The 20,395-nt window shown below is 52.7% G+C and carries 15 protein-coding genes; 14 read left to right on the forward strand and 1 reads right to left on the reverse strand.

Annotation, left to right across the window (positions count from 1 at the left end):
• The 3 genes from ABWO75_RS08505 to ABWO75_RS08515 form a co-directional block, all read left to right on the forward strand.
• On the forward strand, positions 1 to 2,753 hold a 2,753-nt coding region (locus tag ABWO75_RS08505; protein WP_353184535.1), incomplete at its 5' end, for a tolB protein precursor.
• Between the two features lie 104 nt (positions 2,754 to 2,857).
• On the forward strand, positions 2,858 to 4,132 hold the full coding sequence (locus ABWO75_RS08510; RefSeq protein WP_353184537.1) for an amidohydrolase/deacetylase family metallohydrolase: 1,275 nt from the start codon (positions 2,858 to 2,860) through the stop codon (positions 4,130 to 4,132).
• A gap of 10 nt (positions 4,133 to 4,142) precedes the next feature.
• Positions 4,143 to 5,885 (forward strand): PQQ-dependent sugar dehydrogenase, encoded by a 1,743-nt coding sequence (locus ABWO75_RS08515; RefSeq protein WP_353184539.1) that lies wholly within the window; start codon positions 4,143 to 4,145, stop codon positions 5,883 to 5,885.
• A gap of 3 nt (positions 5,886 to 5,888) precedes the next feature.
• Here ABWO75_RS08515 and ABWO75_RS08520 read toward each other — a convergent pair whose 3' ends face one another.
• Positions 5,889 to 6,209: a GIY-YIG nuclease family protein gene (locus tag ABWO75_RS08520; protein ID WP_353184541.1), complete on the reverse strand. Its 321-nt coding sequence runs from the start codon at positions 6,207 to 6,209 to the stop codon at positions 5,889 to 5,891.
• 110 nt (positions 6,210 to 6,319) lie between these two features.
• Here ABWO75_RS08520 and ABWO75_RS08525 point away from each other — a divergent pair, with 110 nt between their 5' ends.
• The 11 genes from ABWO75_RS08525 to ABWO75_RS08575 all read left to right on the forward strand — a co-directional run bounded on the left by ABWO75_RS08525 (position 6,320) and on the right by ABWO75_RS08575 (position 20,385).
• Positions 6,320 to 7,093 carry an XRE family transcriptional regulator gene (locus ABWO75_RS08525; protein ID WP_353184543.1) on the forward strand — a complete coding sequence of 258 codons (774 nt, stop codon included), beginning with the start codon at positions 6,320 to 6,322 and terminating at the stop codon, positions 7,091 to 7,093.
• A 444-nt stretch (positions 7,094 to 7,537) separates the two neighbouring features.
• On the forward strand, positions 7,538 to 8,002 hold the full coding sequence (gene rimP, locus ABWO75_RS08530; RefSeq protein WP_353184545.1) for a ribosome assembly cofactor RimP: 465 nt from the start codon (positions 7,538 to 7,540) through the stop codon (positions 8,000 to 8,002).
• Between the two features lies 1 nt (position 8,003).
• A complete protein-coding gene (gene nusA / locus ABWO75_RS08535; protein ID WP_353184547.1) occupies positions 8,004 to 9,242 on the forward strand; it encodes a transcription termination factor NusA in 1,239 nt (412 codons plus the stop codon).
• Positions 9,243 to 9,359: 117 nt separating this feature from the next.
• Positions 9,360 to 12,227: a translation initiation factor IF-2 gene (gene infB, locus ABWO75_RS08540; protein WP_353184549.1), complete on the forward strand. Its 2,868-nt coding sequence runs from the start codon at positions 9,360 to 9,362 to the stop codon at positions 12,225 to 12,227.
• Positions 12,228 to 12,397: 170 nt separating this feature from the next.
• The gene (locus tag ABWO75_RS08545) at positions 12,398 to 13,378 is read left to right on the forward strand and encodes a formylglycine-generating enzyme family protein (protein WP_353184551.1); all 981 of its coding nucleotides are present in this window, start codon (positions 12,398 to 12,400) and stop codon (positions 13,376 to 13,378) included.
• Between the two features lie 15 nt (positions 13,379 to 13,393).
• Positions 13,394 to 14,719: a Gfo/Idh/MocA family protein gene (locus ABWO75_RS08550; RefSeq protein ID WP_353184553.1), complete on the forward strand. Its 1,326-nt coding sequence runs from the start codon at positions 13,394 to 13,396 to the stop codon at positions 14,717 to 14,719.
• Positions 14,720 to 14,734: 15 nt separating this feature from the next.
• A complete protein-coding gene (locus ABWO75_RS08555) occupies positions 14,735 to 15,745 on the forward strand; it encodes an FAD:protein FMN transferase (RefSeq protein WP_353184555.1) in 1,011 nt (336 codons plus the stop codon).
• A 32-nt stretch (positions 15,746 to 15,777) separates the two neighbouring features.
• Positions 15,778 to 16,692, forward strand: a complete 915-nt coding sequence (locus ABWO75_RS08560) for a hydroxypyruvate isomerase family protein (protein WP_353184557.1) — start codon at positions 15,778 to 15,780, stop codon at positions 16,690 to 16,692.
• Between the two features lie 78 nt (positions 16,693 to 16,770).
• On the forward strand, positions 16,771 to 18,003 hold the full coding sequence (locus ABWO75_RS08565) for a nucleoside permease (protein WP_353184559.1): 1,233 nt from the start codon (positions 16,771 to 16,773) through the stop codon (positions 18,001 to 18,003).
• A 54-nt stretch (positions 18,004 to 18,057) separates the two neighbouring features.
• Positions 18,058 to 19,737 carry a GMC oxidoreductase gene (locus ABWO75_RS08570; protein ID WP_353184561.1) on the forward strand — a complete coding sequence of 560 codons (1,680 nt, stop codon included), beginning with the start codon at positions 18,058 to 18,060 and terminating at the stop codon, positions 19,735 to 19,737.
• A gap of 78 nt (positions 19,738 to 19,815) precedes the next feature.
• Positions 19,816 to 20,385 (forward strand): gluconate 2-dehydrogenase subunit 3 family protein, encoded by a 570-nt coding sequence (locus ABWO75_RS08575; RefSeq protein ID WP_353184563.1) that lies wholly within the window; start codon positions 19,816 to 19,818, stop codon positions 20,383 to 20,385.
• Positions 20,386 to 20,395: the final 10 nt, after the last annotated feature.

A 20,395-nucleotide genomic window follows, 5' to 3' on the forward strand; every position in this document is an offset into this window, starting at 1 on the left:
TGGTCATGCCGGTCATGCTCATTAACCAGCAAACCCGCCACGTACTCGGCCACGAATTGGTGCATGCCTTCCAGTACCGGGTACTGATGGAAGGGGGGGATACAACACGGCTCGAAAATATCGGTAATATTCCGCTTTGGATGGTTGAAGGGATGGCAGAGTACTTTTCTGTCGGTAAAAAAGACGCCTTCACCGCCATGTGGATGCGGGATGCCTACCTGAATAATGATATTCCCTCGCTACGGGCAATGACGGAAAACCAGAACCGGTATTTTCCCTACCGGTTCGGACAGGCCTTCTGGTCGTATATCGGATCTACCTACGGTGATACGGTCATCATGCCCTTATTCAAAGCCACCGCCATGTACGGTTATGAAATGGGGATCAGGCGCGTATTCGGATACGATTCCGAAACACTGTCCAACCTATGGAAGAACAGCATGATCAATGCCTACCGCAGTCTTCCCATCGATACTTCCAGGGCGCCTGTGGGACGGTCTATCCTCAATCGGCAGAACTCCGGGGGGAGCATGAACGTTTCTCCGGCTATTTCTCCTGACGGCAAATACGTCGCTTTCCTTTCGGAACGCGACCTGTTCAGCATTGATCTTTTTCTGGCCGATGCGCAGAGCGGCGAAATTATACGAAAGCTGAGCAGCCGGCTTACCAATACCGACATTGATGAATTCAGTTTCCTGGAGTCGGCGGGGGCTTTTTCCCCCGATAGCCGGAAATTTGCGTTCAGTGTATTCAGTCGGGGCCGGAGCAAACTGATGGCCGTGGACGTGACCAACGGCCGTACGCTATTCCTGGAAGCCATGGGCGACGTCACAGAATTCGGTAACATCGCCTGGTCGCCGGATGGCGAAACCCTTGCATTCTCGGGACTGAAAAACGGGGTCAGCGATTTATACCTTTATCATCTCGGCACGAAAAAGCTGACCCAGCTGACCAATGATGCCTATTCCGACTTCCAGCCCAGTTTCTCCTGGGATGGCCGGAAAATTGTATTCAGCACCGATCGGGTAGCCTGGCAGAAGCGTTCGCGGGACGTCAACATTCCCATGAACCTCGCGCTGTTTGACCTGGCTACCGGCGAAATCAGCAACATCGACGTATTCCCCGGGGCTAATAACCTGAACCCGCAGTTCTCGGCCGATAACAGCCAGCTCTATTTCCTATCGAACAGCGATGGCTTCCGGAACATGTTCCGGTATACGCTAGGCGACGGAACGACGGAGCGGATGACGGAATATTTCACGGGTATCAGCGGCATCACAGAGTATTCGCCGGCGTTAAGTCTGTCGGCAAATAACGACGTTGTTTATTCGTATTACCGGCGAAACGAATACAGCGTCTATAATGCAAAGGTGGCTGATTTTGAGCCGGTAAAAGTAGATCCGTTAACGGTCAACTTCAATGCCGCCCTGCTGCCGCCGCCGGAGAACCTCGGCGTCGATGTAGTGAATGCTAACCTTAGCAATTTCAATTTATTTCAGCGGATTGCCGACAATCAGATCGATTCTGTAGGCTACCGGCCGAACTTCAAACTGGATTACCTCGCGAACAGCGGGATGGGTATGGCCGTCGGTAGCCGTTACGGTGCCGGTATCTCCAGCGGCATCCAGGGCATGTTTTCGGATATCCTCGGCCAGAACCAGATTTTTGCGGCCCTCTCCATTAATGGCGAGATCTATGACTTCGGCGGACAGGTTGCCTATATTAATCAGAAAAGCCGGATCAATTGGGGCGGTGCCATCTCGCACATCCCGTATATGTCCGGATTTTCGGCATACGGCACGCGTCCGGCTTACGACCAGAATGGCGATATTGTCCAGGTACCCAGTTTTGAAACGTATATTATCCGTACATTCCAGCAGCAGGCAGAAGCCTTTGGCGCCTATCCGTTCTCCAAGCACCACCGCTTTGAGCTTGGCGGAGCGGTCGCCCGGTACAGCTACCGGGTAGATAACTGGTGGCAGGATTATATCGGTAGGGGTGGCCGGGATAAGATAACGAATGAGCAGGCCAGCGCCATTTTCGGAGGGAATTTCAATGCGTTTACCATCCAGCAGGCCAATGCGTCTTTCGTGGGCGATAATGCCGTGTTTGGCATTGCTGCCCCGTTGCAGGGATTCCGTTACCGGCTTGGCATGGAAAAATATTTCGGGGATTACAACTTTTCGGCTTATACCTTCGACCTGCGAAAATACAGCCGGTTTAAACCAATTACAATCGCGGCACGCGCGTATACCTACATGCGCGCGGGCAAAGATGAAAATGCGCTGTACCCGCTGTTCCTCGGCTATCCGCACCTGATCCGCGGATATGAAAGCGCATCGTTCCGGAATAATTCCAGTGTATTTAATTTCAATAGCATGATGGGTACGCGGATTGCCGTTTTCAATTTTGAAATCCGGCTGCCGTTTACCGGTCCGGAACGGCTGGCAGCTATCCCGTCGAGCTTGCTTTTCTCGGACCTTAACCTGTTTTTCGATGCGGGCCTCGCCTGGAACAGCGATTCCAAGGTCGCTTTCCGAAGCACCCCGCGCCTGGTAGGTACCCGGCCGAACCCGCTTGATCCGACACAGCCAATTGAAGTATATGAGCGTATTCCCGCGCTGAGTGCGGGCGTGTCCCTGCGGGTTAACCTGTTCGGTGCGCTGGTACTTGAACCGTATTATGCGTTCCCGTTTCAGCGGACTGATCTTGAATTCGGTACTTTCGGGTTAAATTTCGCGCCGGGCTGGTAGGATAAAAAGGAAAAACAGGGTCTTCTTAATAGTGTGGACGGGCCAGTTAAGGCCGCGAGCGCTTGTTTAATCGTTTAAATAACTAACCTTAAATAAAAAACCATATGATGAAAAGAACAGTCTATTACCTATTTGTTGCTATTTTTTGTTTCACGGTGTCGTGGGTGCAGGCACAGCAATACGACCTGTTGTTAAAGGGAGGGCATGTCATTGATCCGAAAAACGGGATCGACGGTGTGATGGACGTTGCCATCGGCAATGGAAAGATTGCCGCAGTGGCCCCGGACATCAATGCATCACAGGCGAAGAAAGTCGTCGACGCCAAGGGCCTGTATGTGACCCCGGGGTTAATCGACCTGCACGGCCATCACTTCTGGGGCACGGTTCCCGACCGGTACCTGAGCAATAGTTTTACTGCGTTGCCGCCGGACGGTTTTACATTCCGTGCGGGCGTAACGACCGTTGCCGATGCAGGTGGCGCCGGCTGGAAGAATTTTAACCTGTTTAAGGAACAGGTAATCGACCGCTCACAGACCCGGGTGCTGGCATTCCTCAATATCGTCGGCGAGGGCATGCGGGGTGTGGTTCCTTATGAACAGAACCTCTTTGATATGGACCCGAAAATGACCACCATGGTCGCCAAAGCGCACCCCGAGATCATTGGTATTAAAATAGCCCATTACCAGGGCCTGGAATGGGAGCCTTATGAAAAGGCGGCTGAAGTGGGAAGGAATGCGAACATTCCGGTGATGGTCGACCTCGGCGGCGCCGGTGCCAGCGATTCCCCGCTGCCGCTCGAAAAGCTATTTACCGAGGTGCTGCGGCCGGGGGATATCCTGACCCACATGTATGGCGGTGACCATTCCGGTCATGGTCCGAAGGAGGGAATTCTGGACGCAAACGGCCGGGTAAAACCCTATTGGGTGACCGCACAGAAAAACGGGCTTATCTTTGACGTAGGGCATGGCGGCGGAAGTTTCTTTTACCGGGTGGCCGTACCCGCCACCCAGCAGGGATTCTGGCCGAACACCATCAGTACCGACCTGCATACCGGCAGCATGAACGCCGGTATGAAGGACATGCTTAATGTGGTATCCAAAATGCTGGATCTCGGCATGCCGCTCGGCGCAGCTATTGAAGCATCCACCTGGAAACCTGCACAGGTGATCCACCGCGAAGAGCTTGGTAACCTCGATGTAGGTGCCGAGGCGGATGTCGCCGTGTTCAGTCTGCAACAGGGCAGGATCGGTTTCCTGGATTCGTCGTTGAATAAAAAAGAAGGCGATAGCAAACTTCAGGCTGAGCTAACCATTCGGGCCGGGCGCGTTGTCTGGGACCTCAATGGTATTGCGTCGGCCACATGGAAAGCAAACCAATAGTACTGCCGTTATGAGAACATTACCTTTTTTTCTTGTCCTGGTCTTCTTTTGCTGCGTCCGGTGTACGCGTGTGGCGGATACGCTCCCTCCGGGGGATGCCGACAACGGTGGATTAGCTCTTCCCGGTGGATTTGAGGCGGTTACGGTGGTTGACAGCCTGGGGAAAGCCAGGCACCTGGCGGTGAACGCCAACGGAGATATGTACGTAAAACTGCGTGACGCACAGCCGAACGCGGGAAATGTAGCCCTGCGGGATACGGATGGCGACGGCAAGGCCGATAGCATTGTGTTCTTCGGCGACTATGAAGTGACACCGGGGTACGGGCCGACCGGCATGCGGATTTATAACGATTACCTCTATTTCAGCTCGGCTGGGGCGGTTTACCGCACCAAGCTGACACCCGGCCAGCTGGTCCCGGAAGGCGAAACGGAGACCATCCTCGTGGACGATTATAAAAATGACGTCCATGGATACGAACACATGGCAAAACCCCTCGCATTTGATAATGAAGGGCACCTGTATGTCTCCTTCGGCGCGCCAAGTGACATCTGTCAGCTGGGCGGACGCGTGCCCGGTGCGCCGGGGCAATTTCCCTGCCCGGAGCTGGAAGACCACGGCGGAATATGGCAGTTTGATGCCAATAAGACCAACCAGACACAGCGCGACGGTAAGCGGTACGTTACCGGCCTGCGGAGTGTGATAGCGATGAGCTGGAACTCCGAAAGCAACGCGCTGTATGCCCTCCAGCATGGCCGTGATTACCTCAATACTTCATGGCCGGAGTACTACAATGCATGGGACAGCGGCATGCTTCCGTCGGAAGAGTTCTTCCGGCTGGAGGAAGGGGATAATGCCGGATGGCCCTATTATTATTACGATCAGCTGCAGGGAAAAAAGCTGTTGAATCCCGAGTACGGTGGTGATGGGAAGAAGACGGGGGGCGCCGACAGCATCGCCCAGCCATTGATCGGTTTCCCCGGTCATTGGGCGCCGAACGACCTGCTGTTTTACACCGGCGACCAGTTTCCTGCGCGCTATAAAAACGGAGCATTCATTGCATTTCATGGGTCGACCATACGTACCCCGTATCCGCAGTCGGGCTACTTTGTCTGCTTCGTGCCGTTCCGTGACGGAAAACCTTCAGGCCCCTGGGAAGTGTTTGCCGACGGTTTCGCTCAGCAGGATACGATTGTGAATACCAGTGATGCCGTCCACCGGCCCGTCGGACTGGCTATGGGGCCTGACGGCTCGCTGTATATCAGCGACAGTGTAAAAGGCACGATATGGCGGATCATGTTCAAGGGCGACAAAAATGCGTTTGGCACTGCCGAGCTGCAGGCCATGGAAGAGCGGAAAATGCGGTCCAATATCAAGGATCCGGATCCCGTTACCGATCACCTCGACCGTGGACAGGCAAACGTGGGTGCAACACTGTATAACAGTTACTGTGCTTCCTGCCACCAGCGGAACGGCCAGGGCGACAGCAACCGCTTCCCGCCGTTGAACGGATCGGAATGGGTTAATGGGGATAAGCGGAAACTGATTGAGTTGACGTTGCAGGGACTGGAAGGGCCGATTACCGTGAAAGGCCAGTCTTTTAACGGCGTGATGCCGCCCCATGGTTTTCTGGCCGATGATGAACTCGCGAAAATACTGACTTATATCCGATTGAATTTCGGTAATAACTCCAGTGCGATAAGCGCGGCAGACGTGGCGCGCTCCCGGAAGGCAATTGCGGCAAAAACAGAATAGTAATTAGCCGGCGATGGCACGGTGCCGGCGGGTCACGGAGAATGTGGCCGTACGGGACAGGCTGATCCAGTTCGGGTTATACCGGCGGATCAGCCTTTCTTTTTGCATGCGGGTATACCGGCTCAATTCATTGAAGCGGGTGAGAGCCGCCGTTTCCGTTGGATGTGCCTCGTGGTACACCAACCGGGAAACAGTTGATCCGGTATCGGAAAATAAGGCGGTCAGCTCACGATAGGCCGCAGCGGCCTGGCATAGATCGGTTGTCATGCCCACATGCAGGCATTTCCGGTTGCTGTCTGTCAGGATATAAACATAAGTGCTCATCTGTTGAAAAATTATTTTCGGCTAAATTTTGCCGTTTAAATTATTGTTGCTAATTTTATTGGCACAATAATACTAATTTATTTAGTTAATCAAAATTAATTTTCAATTTTATGTCCAACATTGCCAAAAATCTTAAGTACTTACGGAAGAAAAAAGGCCTTACCCAACAGCAGTTTGCGGATGAAATGGGAATAAAGCGCGCTTCTGTGGGCGCCTATGAAGAGGAACGTGCAGACCCCAAATACGATTTGCTAAAGAAAATTGCTTCATTCTACGGACTTACCATGGATGAACTAGCCAATGATACCATTAATGACAGATGGAAACCGACCCCCCGGGGTAACGCAGCCAATGTACGGGTATTAAGCATTACGGTAGACGGGGAAGACCGCGAGAATATTGAACTGGTTCCGGTCAAAGCCAGTGCGGGTTACCTGAACGGCTATGCCGATCCGGAATACGTCGCTGAGCTTCCCAAATTCAGCCTGCCCATGTTCAGGCAGGGGACCTACCGGGCGTTCGAGATCAAAGGCGACTCCATGCTGCCGCTGCAGCCCGGTAGCATTGTAATCGCGGAGTACGTGGAAAACTGGATGGACATCAAGCCCGGCCAGACCTATATCATCATCTCCCGGTCGGATGGGGTGGTATATAAACGCATAGCATTTAAATATAAAGAGGATAAGGGCCTGAAATTGCTTTCCGATAATAAGAATTATGAGCCGTATTGGGTGGAAGCGGCGGATATACTGGAAGTCTGGCAGGCAAAAGCCTACATCAGCACGCAGCTGCCCGAACCCAGTCCGGAACCCACAATGGAAACACTGACGGCAATGATGGCGCAGATGCAGAAAACGATCAGCACGGTGGTTGAAAAACGTTAGGTTGTCGATTCCGCAGCCTAATAAGGGAACCGGAAGCACGCGCATCGGACTCGTCCGCCCCGGGGGTTTAGTATGCTTCGAGGTTTATTCGACTGTGCTTCGAGTGTTGTTCGGGGCCTGTTCGGGTCTGCTTCGGGACTTGTTCGACAGGGCTTCGACTGTGCTTCGAGTGCGCTTCGAGGCTGGTCGGCGTGCAATCCGTTGCGTTACGAGGCACCTCGAACGGACATCGAAGAAATCCCGGAGAAGGGTCGAACAGGTCCCGAAGCGGTCCCGCAGGAAAGCCAATGGCCTGCCATCCATCCGGGCCAGTTGCCCGATGTATTTTTATTAACGTAAAACACGGCTTTTTAAAATATAAAAAAATTATTATCTTTGCATCATCTTGAGAAAGAGGGGACACTTGATCGTCCCCTTTTTTAATGCACGTTAATCCCAAATGGCATGGAAGTAGAAGATCGGGTTATCGAATTGATCAATGCGAAGATTGCAGATCGGGAAGACCTTTTTTTAGTGGGGGTCAAGATGCATTCCAGCGGAAAACTGGAGGTGCTTGTGGACGGTGACCAGGGAATCAGCATCCAGGATTGCGCCGCAATAAGCCGCCACGTGGGATTCCATCTGGAAGAAGAGGGGCTTATCCATCACGCGTATCGGCTGGAGGTATCTTCACCGGGAGTGGATGCACCGCTCACCTCACTGAGGCAGTACCGCAAGAATATCGGCCGGAATGTACAGTTGAAACTACACGACGGCCGGATGCGGGAGGGTACATTACGCGAGGTGACCGATACCGGCATTACCATCGAAGAAAAAATAAAGGAAAAAGGGAAGAAAGCGGTTGTTCAGCAAAACACGGTTCCCTTTGATGATATCATAACAACAAAGGTGTTAATTTCATTTAGGTAAAATGAGCAATAATATCAATTTAATTGACTCTTTTCAGGAATTTAAAGAGTTCAAAAACATCGACCGCCCTACGGTCATCAGCGTGCTGGAGGAAGTCTTCCGGAGCATGATCCGGAGGAAATACGGCACAGATGAAAATTGCGACGTCATCGTGAACCCGGACAATGGCGACTTGGAGATCTGGCGGACAAGGGTGGTCGTGGAAGATGAATTTTCGGAAGATGACGACCTGGAAATCGAATTGTCAGCAGCGCATAAGTTTGATCCCGATCTGGAAGTAGGTGACGATTATATTGAGGAAATCACACTCGAAAGTTTTGGTCGCCGGGCCATTCTGGCTGCCCGTCAGACACTGGTTTCCAAAATTCTGGAATTGGAGAAGGACGAGGTATTCAAAAAATACAAGGACCGGGAAGGGGAGCTGATCACAGGTGAAGTATACCAGATATGGAAGAAAGAGACCCTGGTGCTCGACGATGACGGCAATGAATTGATTTTGCCAAAAACCGAACAGATACCGGCAGATTATTTTAAAAAGGGCGATAGCATCCGCGCCGTGGTACATAAGGTGGAGATGGTAAACAGTAATCCCAGGATTATTATTTCCCGTACGGCACCGGAGTTTCTGCAGCGCCTGTTTGAGCTGGAAGTACCCGAAATATTCGATGGTTTGATCACGATCCGTAAAATTGTGCGGGAACCGGGTGAACGGGCGAAGGTAGCGGTGGAATCTTATGACGACCGCATTGATCCCGTAGGTGCCTGCGTCGGTATGAAAGGGTCGCGTATCCACGGCATCGTCCGGGAATTGCGCAACGAGAATATCGATGTTATTAACTACACGAACAATAACTCGCTGTATATCCAGCGGGCATTGAGCCCGGCGCGGATCGGTTCCATTAAACTGGACGATGAGAATAAAACGGCTGCCGTATACCTCAAATCGGACCAGGTTTCTCTGGCTATCGGGCGTGGCGGACATAATATTAAGCTTGCCGGAAAGCTCACCGGTTACGAAATCGATGTGTACCGGGAAGCAGATGAAGTGGAGGAAGATGTGGATATTGAAGAATTCGCAGATGAAATTGACAGCTGGATCATTGATGAATTGAAGCGCGTGGGATTGGATACGGCGAAGTCCGTACTGGCGCTTTCGGTAGATGATCTGGTAAAGCGGACTGATTTAGAAGAGAATACAATCCAGGAAATTATCCAGGTGCTGCAAGCGGAATTTGAATAACGCTGCCGCCGGTAAGTGCCTCGTGCCTGTCTTTTTTATTTCTTGTTGAATTTGCCAATAAACATATAAAAAAATATATTTTTGTATCAGCACAAAAAAAGGAGCTAGATAAATTAGATGTCAGAAGGTAAAAGCATAACACTGCTGAAAGCAGCAAAGGAACTGAACATTGGTATCGGTACTGCGGTCGATTTTTTGGCCAAGAATGGCTATGAAGTTGAATCCAAACCAAATACAAAGCTGGACAGTGATACCTATCATGTGCTCTTGCAGGAGTTTCAGGGGGATAAAATCGTAAAGGAGGAAGCCAATCAGATTATCATTGGCAAAATCCGCCGCGAAGAAACCCCTGCCGAACCTGTTGTGCCCAAAAAACCAAAAGATAGCGACGGCGAAGAGATCCTGATTAAAGATACGGGAGCACTTACAACAGCAGATAAAAGCACAGAGGCCCCGGTAACGGAAAGCCGACAGCATGAGTCGGAGGCCCAGCAGCAAACGGAAAAACCGCATACCTCGGGTGGCATGAAGATCGTCGGAAAAATCGATCTGGATAGCCTGAAACGCGGAAAGCCTGCTAAAGAAGCGCCTAAAACGGCCGAAAAGGAAGAAACCACCGTGCCTGAAACCAAGGCGGAAGAACCGAAGGTAGAGGAAAAGGCAGCACCGGAAACGCAAAGCCCGGCTCCGGAAGCCGCGAAGCAACCGGAGGAAAAGCCACAGCCGGAAACAAAACCTGAGGAACAGCCACGTGATAAAGCGCCCGAAAACAAACCCAGCGGCGAAGGCGTGATCCGTGCCCGTGCGCAACGGCTTGCCGGACCGCATGTGGTCGGCCGCATTGACCTGGCTGCACACCAACCCAAAGACAAACCGGTTGCATCGTCATCCAGTGCGACAGGTGTATCAGCGCATGACCATAAGCGGAAACGCAAACGGAAGGATCGCCCGGGTGGCGGAGGTGGCGGACAGCGTCCGGGCGGGAACGCACCGAACCAGTCGGCCGACGGTAAGGGAAGGCACGATTTTAAAGGAAAACCAAGGCATACCACCGAGCATAAAGAGGAACCTTCGGAAAAAGAAATCCAGGATCAGATCAAGGCTACGCTTGCCCGGCTCAGTGGGGCGGGTAAGTCGGGGAAATTTGCACAACGGGCAAAACTTCGCCGTCAGAAACGAGATGATATAGCCCACTCGGCAGAAGAAGCGGCACTGGAACAGGAAATGATGTCCAAGGTGCTGAAAGTAACGGAGTTCGTAACGGCAAATGACCTGGCCAGTATGATGGGGGTGCCTGTAACACAGGTTATTGGTACCTGTATGAGCCTGGGATTATTTGTGTCAATCAACCAGCGGCTGGATGCGGAGACAATTGCCATCGTGGCCGATGAATTCGGTTACGAAATTGAATTCGTGAAGCCGGATGACGAGGAACATACCGAACTGGAAGAACCCGACAATCCGGATAACCTGCAGCCCCGTGCGCCGATAGTGACCGTTATGGGACACGTTGACCACGGTAAAACTTCACTGCTCGATTACGTGCGCAAATCCAATGTTATTGCCGGTGAGGCGGGCGGAATCACGCAGCACATCGGTGCATATGAAGTGACGCTCGAGGACGGAAGGAAAATGACGTTCCTCGATACACCGGGTCACGAGGCATTTACCGCCATGCGTGCCCGGGGTGCTAAAATCACGGACATCGCCATTATTGTGATTGCTGCTGACGACAGTGTGATGCCACAGACCCGGGAAGCGATCAACCACGCGCAGGCCGCGGGTGTGCCGATTGTGTTTGCCTTTACCAAGATCGATAAACCCGGAGCCAATGCTGATAAAATACGCGAACAGCTGGCTGCCATGAATATTTTAGTGGAAGACTGGGGCGGTAAATACCAATGCCAGGAAATATCGGGTAAAACAGGACAAAATGTAGACCTCTTGCTTGATAAAGTACTTTTGGAAGCCGAACTGCTGGAGCTCCGTGCCGATCCGAAAAAGCGGGCTGTTGGCTCCGTCATCGAAGCCAGCCTGGATAAGGGCCGGGGAATCGTGGCTACCGTACTGATCCAGTCGGGAACACTGCGGGTGGGTGCGCCGATTCTGGCGGGATCCTATAGCGGCAAGGTAAAAGCATTGCATAACGAGCGCGGGCAAAAAGTAACGGAAGCGGGTCCGGCTACACCGGTACAGATACTGGGAATGTCGGGTGCACCGACGGCGGGCGATAAGTTTTATGAGATGGAGAGCGAGTCCGATGCCCGTCAGGTAGCTAATAAACGCCTTCAGTTGCAGCGTGAGCAGGGGATGCGTACCCAGAAACACATTACGCTGGATGAAATCGGGCGGCGTCTGGCCATCGGTAACTTTAAAGAACTCAACATCATTGTCAAAGGTGATGTGGACGGTTCAATCGAGGCCCTGTCCGACTCCCTTCTGAAACTTTCTACGGAGGAAATCCAGGTGAATATCATACACAAATCCGTCGGGCAGATCTCGGAGTCGGACGTATTGCTGGCCTCGGCCTCGGATGCGATTATTATCGGTTTCCAGGTACGGCCATCCACCGGCGCGCGCAGACTGGCTGAACAGGAACAGATTGATATCCGGCTGTACTCCATTATCTATGATGCGATTGAAGAAGTGACAGCAGCAATGGAAGGCATGCTGGCACCAAAACTGGAAGAGAAGATCGTGGCCAACGTGGAAATCCGGGAAACGTTCAAGATCAGTAAGGTGGGTACCATTGCCGGATGTATGGTGCTGGACGGAAAAATTAACCGCAACCACGACATACGGGTAATCCGCGACGGTGTGGTGGTTTATACCGGACACCTGGCTTCATTGAAGCGGTTTAAGGACGATGTAAAAGAAGTGTCCGCCGGTTATGAATGTGGTCTGAATATCCAGAATTTCAACGACATCAAAGTGGGCGATATCATTGAAGCCTACGAGCAGGTGGAAGTGAAGCGCAAGCTGTAGTTTGCCGAAAATATAGCATACCAAGCCGGACACCGCCTGTGTCCGGCTTTTTTTATGGTGAGCGCCGTCACCTGCCGTGGCCGGGAGTCGTGTACCTTTTACACCATTATATTTTGTATTTCGCCAAAAAGACCCTAAATTCAACCCACCGATTATCCAAAAGAATACACATGTTTATAGACCGTTCCCTCTTTTTGGGCAGCCTGATACTACTGATTGGCTCCGTACGGAATGATGCGGCTGCCCAGCAGCACTTCGATCCCTATGTACAGGAAATCCCCGGTATTAACCTCCGGTTTGCCATGCAGCCTATTCCGGCCGGCACTTACCGACAGGGAAGCGATAAAGGAAACCCCGACGAGCGTCCGGCTCACGAGGTGATGGTCGACGCCTTCTGGATGGGCACTTACGAGGTCACCTGGGACCTCTACGAGCCTTTTGTTTACAAAGACCTGGAAACAATGAAGTCAGACGGGGCAGTAACTCCGGCGGTGGATGCGGTAACCCGGCCTACGAAACCTTACCTGGACATGACCTTCGGCATGGGTAAGGAGGGGCATCCGGCGCTCGCGATGACCCAGTACAATGCCATTCAGTTCTGCAAATGGCTGTATGCCCGCACCGGTGTGTTTTATCGGCTTCCTACCGAAGCTGAATGGGAGTACGCCTGCCGCGCGGGAAGTGACACGGAGTACAGTTTCGGAGACGACCCGTCGCTGCTGGGTGAATATGGATGGTTCGTGACCAACAGTGGCGGCACCACGCATGCGGTGGGGCAGAAGAAACCGAACGACTGGGGACTATACGATATGCATGGCAATGTTGCGGAATGGACGTACGATCAGTACGATGCCGGCGCTTATGGAAAATTTACGGGCGGGCCGGTGGAAAATCCGGTGGTGGAACCCGACCAGCTGTATCCTCACAGTATCCGGGGCGGGTCATTCGAGGACGATGCCAGTGCCTTGCGCTCGGCTGCCCGTTTGCCTTCCGATCCGGAGTGGAAGCAGCTCGACCCGCAGATACCCAAAAGCAACTGGTGGTTCCCCGAGGCGCCGTTTATCGGGATCCGCCTGGTACGGCCGGTGCAACCGCCTACGGAAGCTGAAATCCGGGCTTATTACGATAAGGCACCCATTGCCGATTACTAAACATAACCTTTTTCCATGATGAATAAAAGCAGAAATGACAAACAGCGCCGCGAATTTTTAAAAACTTCCGCGTTACTGGCGGGAGGGACGATGCTCAGCGGCATTCCCCTTGCCGGGGCCTATGCCGGGGGGGATGATACCATTAAGGTGGCCGTTATCGGCTGTGGTGGTCGTGGCACGGGTGCAGCATTCAATGCGCTCAGTACCGATGCCAATATCAAAATCATTGCGTTGGCCGACACATTCCGCGACCGGCTCGATGAGGCATATACGAAGCTGGCCGAACGCCATGCGAAAAAGATTGATATCCCGGAAGAGCGGAAATTCATTGGGTTCGATGCATACCGGCAGGCCATACCGCTGGCCGACGTTGTCATCCTCGCCACACCGCCCGGTTTCCGGCCGACGCATTTTGAGGAGGCTGTGCGTGCGGGGAAGCACATTTTTATGGAAAAGCCTGTGGCCGTGGACGTGCCCGGTGTACGGCGGGTACTGGCGGCCGCAGAGGAAGCCAAGCGCAGGAAACTGAATGTGGTGGTCGGGCTTCAGCGTCATTACCAGGCGAGCTACCGGGAAGGCATGAAACGCATACAGGATGGCGCCATTGGTGATATCGTATCTGGCCAGGTGTATTGGAACAGCGGCGGGGTATGGGTACATCCCCGGAAGCCGGAACAGACCGAGATGGAGTACCAACTGCGCAACTGGTATTATTTTAACTGGCTCTGCGGCGATCACATTGTGGAACAGCATGTGCATAATATTGATGTGGCGAACTGGGTAAAAGGCAGTTATCCGGTTTCCATACAGGGTACGGGAAGCAGGGCATGGCGGACCGGAGTTGACTACGGTGAAATTTACGATAACCATGCCGTGGAACTTACCTACGCCGATGGTTCGGTTATTTACAGCCAATGCCGGCACTTTGAGGGCACTTCGAACCGGGTGGATGAAACGTTTCAGGGTACCCGGGGACGGGTATTCTTCAATGCGGGCGGTAACCAGGCTGTGCTTTGGGACAGCAAGGGAAATGAGCTTTATAATCATCCCCGGCGTGGGAACCCCAATCCATACGATCACGAGCACGTGGAGTTCTTTGACGCGGTAGGTAAAGGCGAATATCGGTTTGCCGATGCGGAAAATGGGGCCTATAGTACACTGACGGGTATCATCGGCCGGCTGGCTACCTATTCGGGACAGGTAATCAAGTGGGAGGAGGCCCTCCAGTCCAATGTCGACCTGATGCCCGAACGGCTCGCCTGGGATGCCATGCCCAAGGTACTGCCCGACGCGCAGGGACTTTACCCATATGCCGTTCCGGGCAAAACGGTGGTTTTATAACCTGAATCTGTGACGATGCGTAACCTGTTTCCCTGGGCATTCCCGTTGATCATCCTGTTGTGCGCGATGAAAGCGGATGGGGTGTGGCATGCGTACACTATCCATGGTTATGCGCAGGGGACAACTTATACAATTACGTACTATGCACAGGACAGCCTGGTTTCGCGGGAAGAAGTGGAGCAGGTATTGGCAATGATCGACAGTTCCATGTCACTGTATAAACCATATTCCCTGATCAACAAAATAAATAACGGCGAAGGCACCTTTCGGGTAGATCCCCATTTCGGGAGGGTGGTGCGGAAGTCGTTTGAAATCTACCGTCGTAGCGGCGGCCTTTTCGATGTGACCGTAGCGCCGCTCGTCCGGCTGTGGGGGTTCGGTACCGAACGGATGAATCACCTGCCCGACAGCGCAGCGGTACGCCGGGCCCGCGCCTGTGTGGGGATGGACCGGATACGAATCCGGGGCTCGCAGCTGAAGAAAATGCAGCCGTGCGTGCAGCTCGACCTGAACGGTATTGCACAGGGCTACAGCGTGGACGTACTGGCGGGCATGCTGGAAAGCAAAGGGATTGGCCACTACCTGGTGGAACTGGGCGGTGAATTGCGCGTATGCGGACCGAAGCCCGATGGGACACCCATACGCATTGGAATAGAACGGCCGCCGAAGGATGGTACCCAATACCCGGTGATCAGCGAAGTGCTCGAGCTGCGGAACGGGGCCGTTACCACGGCCGGAAATTACCGGAAATTTGTTATGGACGGCGAACGGCGGATTTCACATCACATTAATCCGGAGACAGGCTATCCGTTTCATACCGGTGTCATCAGCGCCACCGTATATGCACCGGATGCGATGACTGCCGATGGCTATGACAACGTTTTCATTGCCATGCCGCCGGAAACCGCGGTAGCCTTGGCTAACCGGACGGTAAATGTGGAAGTATACCTGATTTACCGCGACGATCATGGGGTAACCCGGGACACCATGAGTTCGGGATTTGGCCGGCTGATCAGTCATCTTTGAATATCAGAACAGCAATTATAAACGATATACCGATGAAAAGAAGTCAATTTATCCGGAAGAGCCTATTGGCCACAGGAACCATTGCCGGCGGCACGTGGACCGCCATGGCGGGCAGTAGCAGGCAGGAAGGCAAACCGTTTACCCTCAATTACGGACCGCACCAGGGTTTGTTTGAACACCATGCGGGGAAGAACATCATTGACGAGATCCAGTTTGCCTATGACCGGGGATTCCGGAGCATCGAAGACAACGGTTTTTCGAGCCGGCCGGTCGTCGAGCAGGAACGCATCGGCGCTACGCTTGCCAAACTGGGGATGGCGATGGGAGTATTCGTATTGGATAAAGGCGGTAACGGGGCCAATACGCTGGCGGCAGGTAAGCCGGAGCATGTGGATATTTTTCTGAAGGGTTGCAGGCAGGCCGTAGAACTGGCCAAGCGATCAGGCGGTAAATTCACGACCGTGGTACCGGGCGATTTTGAACGGCGCCTGCCCATGGATATCCAGACGGCAAATGTTATCGAAGCCTTGAGGCGCGGGGCGGAAATCCTCGAACCCCATGGAATCGTGATGGTGCTGGAGCCGCTGAGTGATACACCGGATCTCTTTTTGCGTACTTCTTCCCAGACATACCTGATCTGTAAGGGGGTGAATAGTCCGTCGTGTAAAATATTGTATGACGTATACCATATGCAGCGGAATGAAGGCGACCTCCTGGCGAATATCGACCGTTGCTGGGATGAAATCGCCTATTTTCAGGTGGGGGACAATCCGGGCCGGAAGGAACCGACTACCGGCGAGATTAACTACAGGAACCTATTCAGGCATATTTATAACAAAGGCTACCGGGGTGTGGTGGGCATGGAGCATGGAAAATCAACAGCCGGCCGGGAAGGTGAGGAAAAACTGATTGCCGCCTATCGCGAGGTGGATGATTTTTTGGGTTGAACCGTTAAAAATGTTGCGGTAATCCCGAATATATCCCATATTAGCTATACAAAATTATAAACTTCAATCGCAGATCATATGAATACAAGCATAAGAATCAAACTGTCGTCCATGATGTTCCTCGAGTTTTTTATCTGGGGAACGTGGTTCGTTACCCTCGGGACCTTCCTGAGCCAGAACCTGGGGGCGACCGGACTGGAAATGGCCAATGTGTTTTCCACCCAGTCGTGGGGAGCGATCATTGCTCCGTTTATTATCGGCCTCATTGCCGACAAGTATTTCAACGCCGAACGGATCCTGGGGGTTTTGCACCTCGTTGGAGCTTTCCTGATGTATCAGCTGTATAATGCGCCGAACGTAGGGGTATTCTATCCTTATGTATTGGCGTATATGATTTTATACATGCCCACGCTCTCACTCGCTAACTCGGTGTCGTTCCGGCAGCTGAAAAATCCGGAAAAGGAATTTTCTGCCATACGTGTCTGGGGAACCATTGGGTGGATCGTAGCCGGACTGGCGATCAGCTACGTGTTTAAATGGGATGAAGGTGAAGGGCTGCTGCGCAATACATTTATGATGGCCGCAATAGCGTCCCTGGTGCTCGGACTGTTTAGCTTTACGCTGCCGAAGACGCCGCCGATAAAAAGTGAAACCACGGGAAAACGCAGCGTATCCGAAATCCTGGGCCTGGATGCCATCCGGCTGCTCAGCAATAAAAATTTTCTGGTGTTTTTTGTTTCCTCTGTGCTGATCTGTATCCCGCTGGCGTTTTATTACCAGAATGCGAACCTGTTCCTGACGGAGATCGGCCTGGAAAATCCCACGGGCAAAATGACGATCGGGCAGTTCTCGGAAGCTTTTTTCCTGCTGTTGCTGCCGGTCTTCTTCTCGCGTTTCGGATTTAAGCAGACGATTATGGTTGGCATGCTCGCCTGGGCTGTCCGTTACCTGCTGTTTGCTTACGGCAATGCCGGGGAACTGGCATACATGCTGATCCTCGGCATTGCGCTGCACGGCATATGCTATGACTTTTTCTTCGTGTCCGGGCAGATTTATACGGATGCCAAGGCCGGTGAGCGGTATAAAAGCTCGGCTCAGGGACTGATTACATTGGCTACGTATGGCGTGGGGCAGCTGATCGGATTCTGGGTGGCTGGGTTCGTGAGTGAACATTACAAGAACAACCCGACAAACGATCCGTTCTGGCAGAATGTGTGGCTGGTTCCGGCGGGCATTGCCGCCGTGGTGCTGTTCCTTTTCATGCTGTTTTTCAAAAATGAAAAAAAAGAACCACAGGCTACTGGGCAATAAAAGGCTGGATCGTGACGTAAAAAATGAAAGGCTAAACAACAAAATAAAACGACTATGGCAGCTAATGTGTATGATGCGATTGTGATCGGGTCGGGTATAAGCGGTGGGTGGGCCGCTAAGGAACTCACCCAAAAGGGACTAAAAACCATCATGCTGGAGCGTGGACGGAATGTGGAGCACGTGAAGGATTACGTGAGCGCTACAAAGCATCCCTGGGAATTCCCGCATCGTGGTGGGCGGACGCAGCAGATGATCGAGGAATATCCCGTACTCAGCCGAGACTATCCGCTCAACGAAAAGAACCTTGATTTTTGGGTAAACGAAAAGGAAAGCCCGTATGTGGAAGTCAAGCGGTTCGACTGGTACCGTGGCTATCAGGTGGGCGGACGCTCCCTCACCTGGGGACGGCAGAGCTACCGGCATAGCGACCTGGATTTCGGGGCAAACCTCAAAGACGGGATTGCGGTGGACTGGCCGATCCGGTACCGGGATATAGCTCCCTGGTACAGTTACGCGGAAAACTGGGCGGGCATCAGCGGGAATCGCGATGGCCTGGACGTTTTGCCCGACGGTGATTTTCTGCCGCCGATACCCATGAATGTGGTGGAAAAGGACCTCGCCGCACGCATGAAAGCGCATTATAAAGGTAAACGTCCGCTGATTAACGCCCGGGTGGCAAATATATCCGTTCCCCATCAGGGACGTGTCAATTGCCAGTTTCAGAACCAATGTTGGCTGGGTTGCAATTTCGGAGCGTATTTTAGTACGCAGTCGTCTACATTGCCCGCTGCCGTGGCTACAGGTAACCTGACGCTGCGTCCTTTTTCCATCGTTACCCAGATTCTTTACGATAAGGATACCAAGAAAGCGAAAGGGGTGGAGGTACTGGATGCTGAAACGAACCAAACGTATGAATTTTTTGCCAAGATTGTTTTCGTGTGTGCATCCGCATTCAATTCGACCTGGGTATTGATGAACTCGGCTACGGATGTCTGGGAGGGTGGACTGGGCAGTAGCAGCGGCGAACTTGGTCACAATGCGATGGACCATCATTTTCGCTGTGGCGCCGGTGGCCGCATTGAAGGTTACGAAGACAAATATTATTACGGTCGGCGACCGGGCGGGCTGTATATACCGCGGTTCCGCAATGTTGGCGATGATAAGCGGGATTACATTCGCGGGTTCGGCTACCAGGGTGCCGCCAGCCGGGGGCGATGGAGCGGGGAAATTGCTGAACTGAGTATCGGTGGCGAATGGAAAGATGCCCTTTGCGAACCCGGCGAATGGTCGGTGGGCTTTACTGCATTTGGCGAGATATTGCCGTATCACGAAAACCGGATATTCCTCGACAAGGAGGTAAAGGATAAATGGGGGCTCCCCGTGCTGGCCATGGATATGGAAATCAAGGAAAATGAGCTGAAGATGCGGAAAGATATGATGGAAGACGGTAAGGAGATGCTGGAAGCCGCTGGGGTAAAGGATGTCTATACCTTTGATAGCGGCTACGGGTTTGGCCAGGGGATCCATGAGATGGGAACCGCCCGGATGGGGCTAGATCCGAAGACATCGGTGCTGAACGGCAATAATCAGGTATGGGATGCCATGAATGTCTTTGTCACAGATGGTGCTTGCATGACATCGGCAAGCTGTGTGAACCCGTCGTTGACTTACATGGCACTTACCGCCCGCGCGGTGGATTTTGCAGTCGGGGAGTTAAAAAAGGGAAATTTGTAGTATGGACGATTGGCCAGGGATCTTTGGCTATGCATTTTTCAGCCAACGGCCGGCAGTTGCTCGCTAAAACACAATAAAATGAACAGAAGAGAAGCATTGACCAGGGTTGCCTGGATTATGGGTGGAACCGTCATCGGGGCCAACCTATTTTTGGAAGGATGTACCCGTAAGGCTACGGGCAGCGTGGAAAGCCTGTTTGAACCGGACACCGTCGATTTACTGGGTAATATCGCCGACACGATATTGCCGCCGACGGGAAGTCCTGGTGCTAAAGAAGCCGGCGTAGGATCATTTATCCCCGTCATGGTCCGTGATTGCTATACCCCGGAGGACCAACAGGTATTCCTGGATGGACTCCGGCAGCTGGATAAGGCATCTAACGACCAGTTCGGCCGTAAATTTCAGGAATTGACCGCCGATGAACGGACGGAATTGCTGATCGCGGCGGACAAGGAAGCGAAAGCATATCAGGCAAAGAAAACCGAGAACGATCCTAACCATTATTTCCATTTGGTTAAACAACTGACGTTGCTTGGCTATTTTACCTCTGAACTGGGCGCTACCAAGGCGCTGCGCTATGTGCAGGTCCCCGGCAGGTATGACGGAGATTTTCCGTACAAAAAGGGCGACAAGGCCTGGGCGATATAAATTCGTTCGC

It is taken from the genome of Parapedobacter lycopersici, from assembly GCF_040395035.1.
Lineage (GTDB): Bacteria > Bacteroidota > Bacteroidia > Sphingobacteriales > Sphingobacteriaceae > Parapedobacter > Parapedobacter lycopersici_A.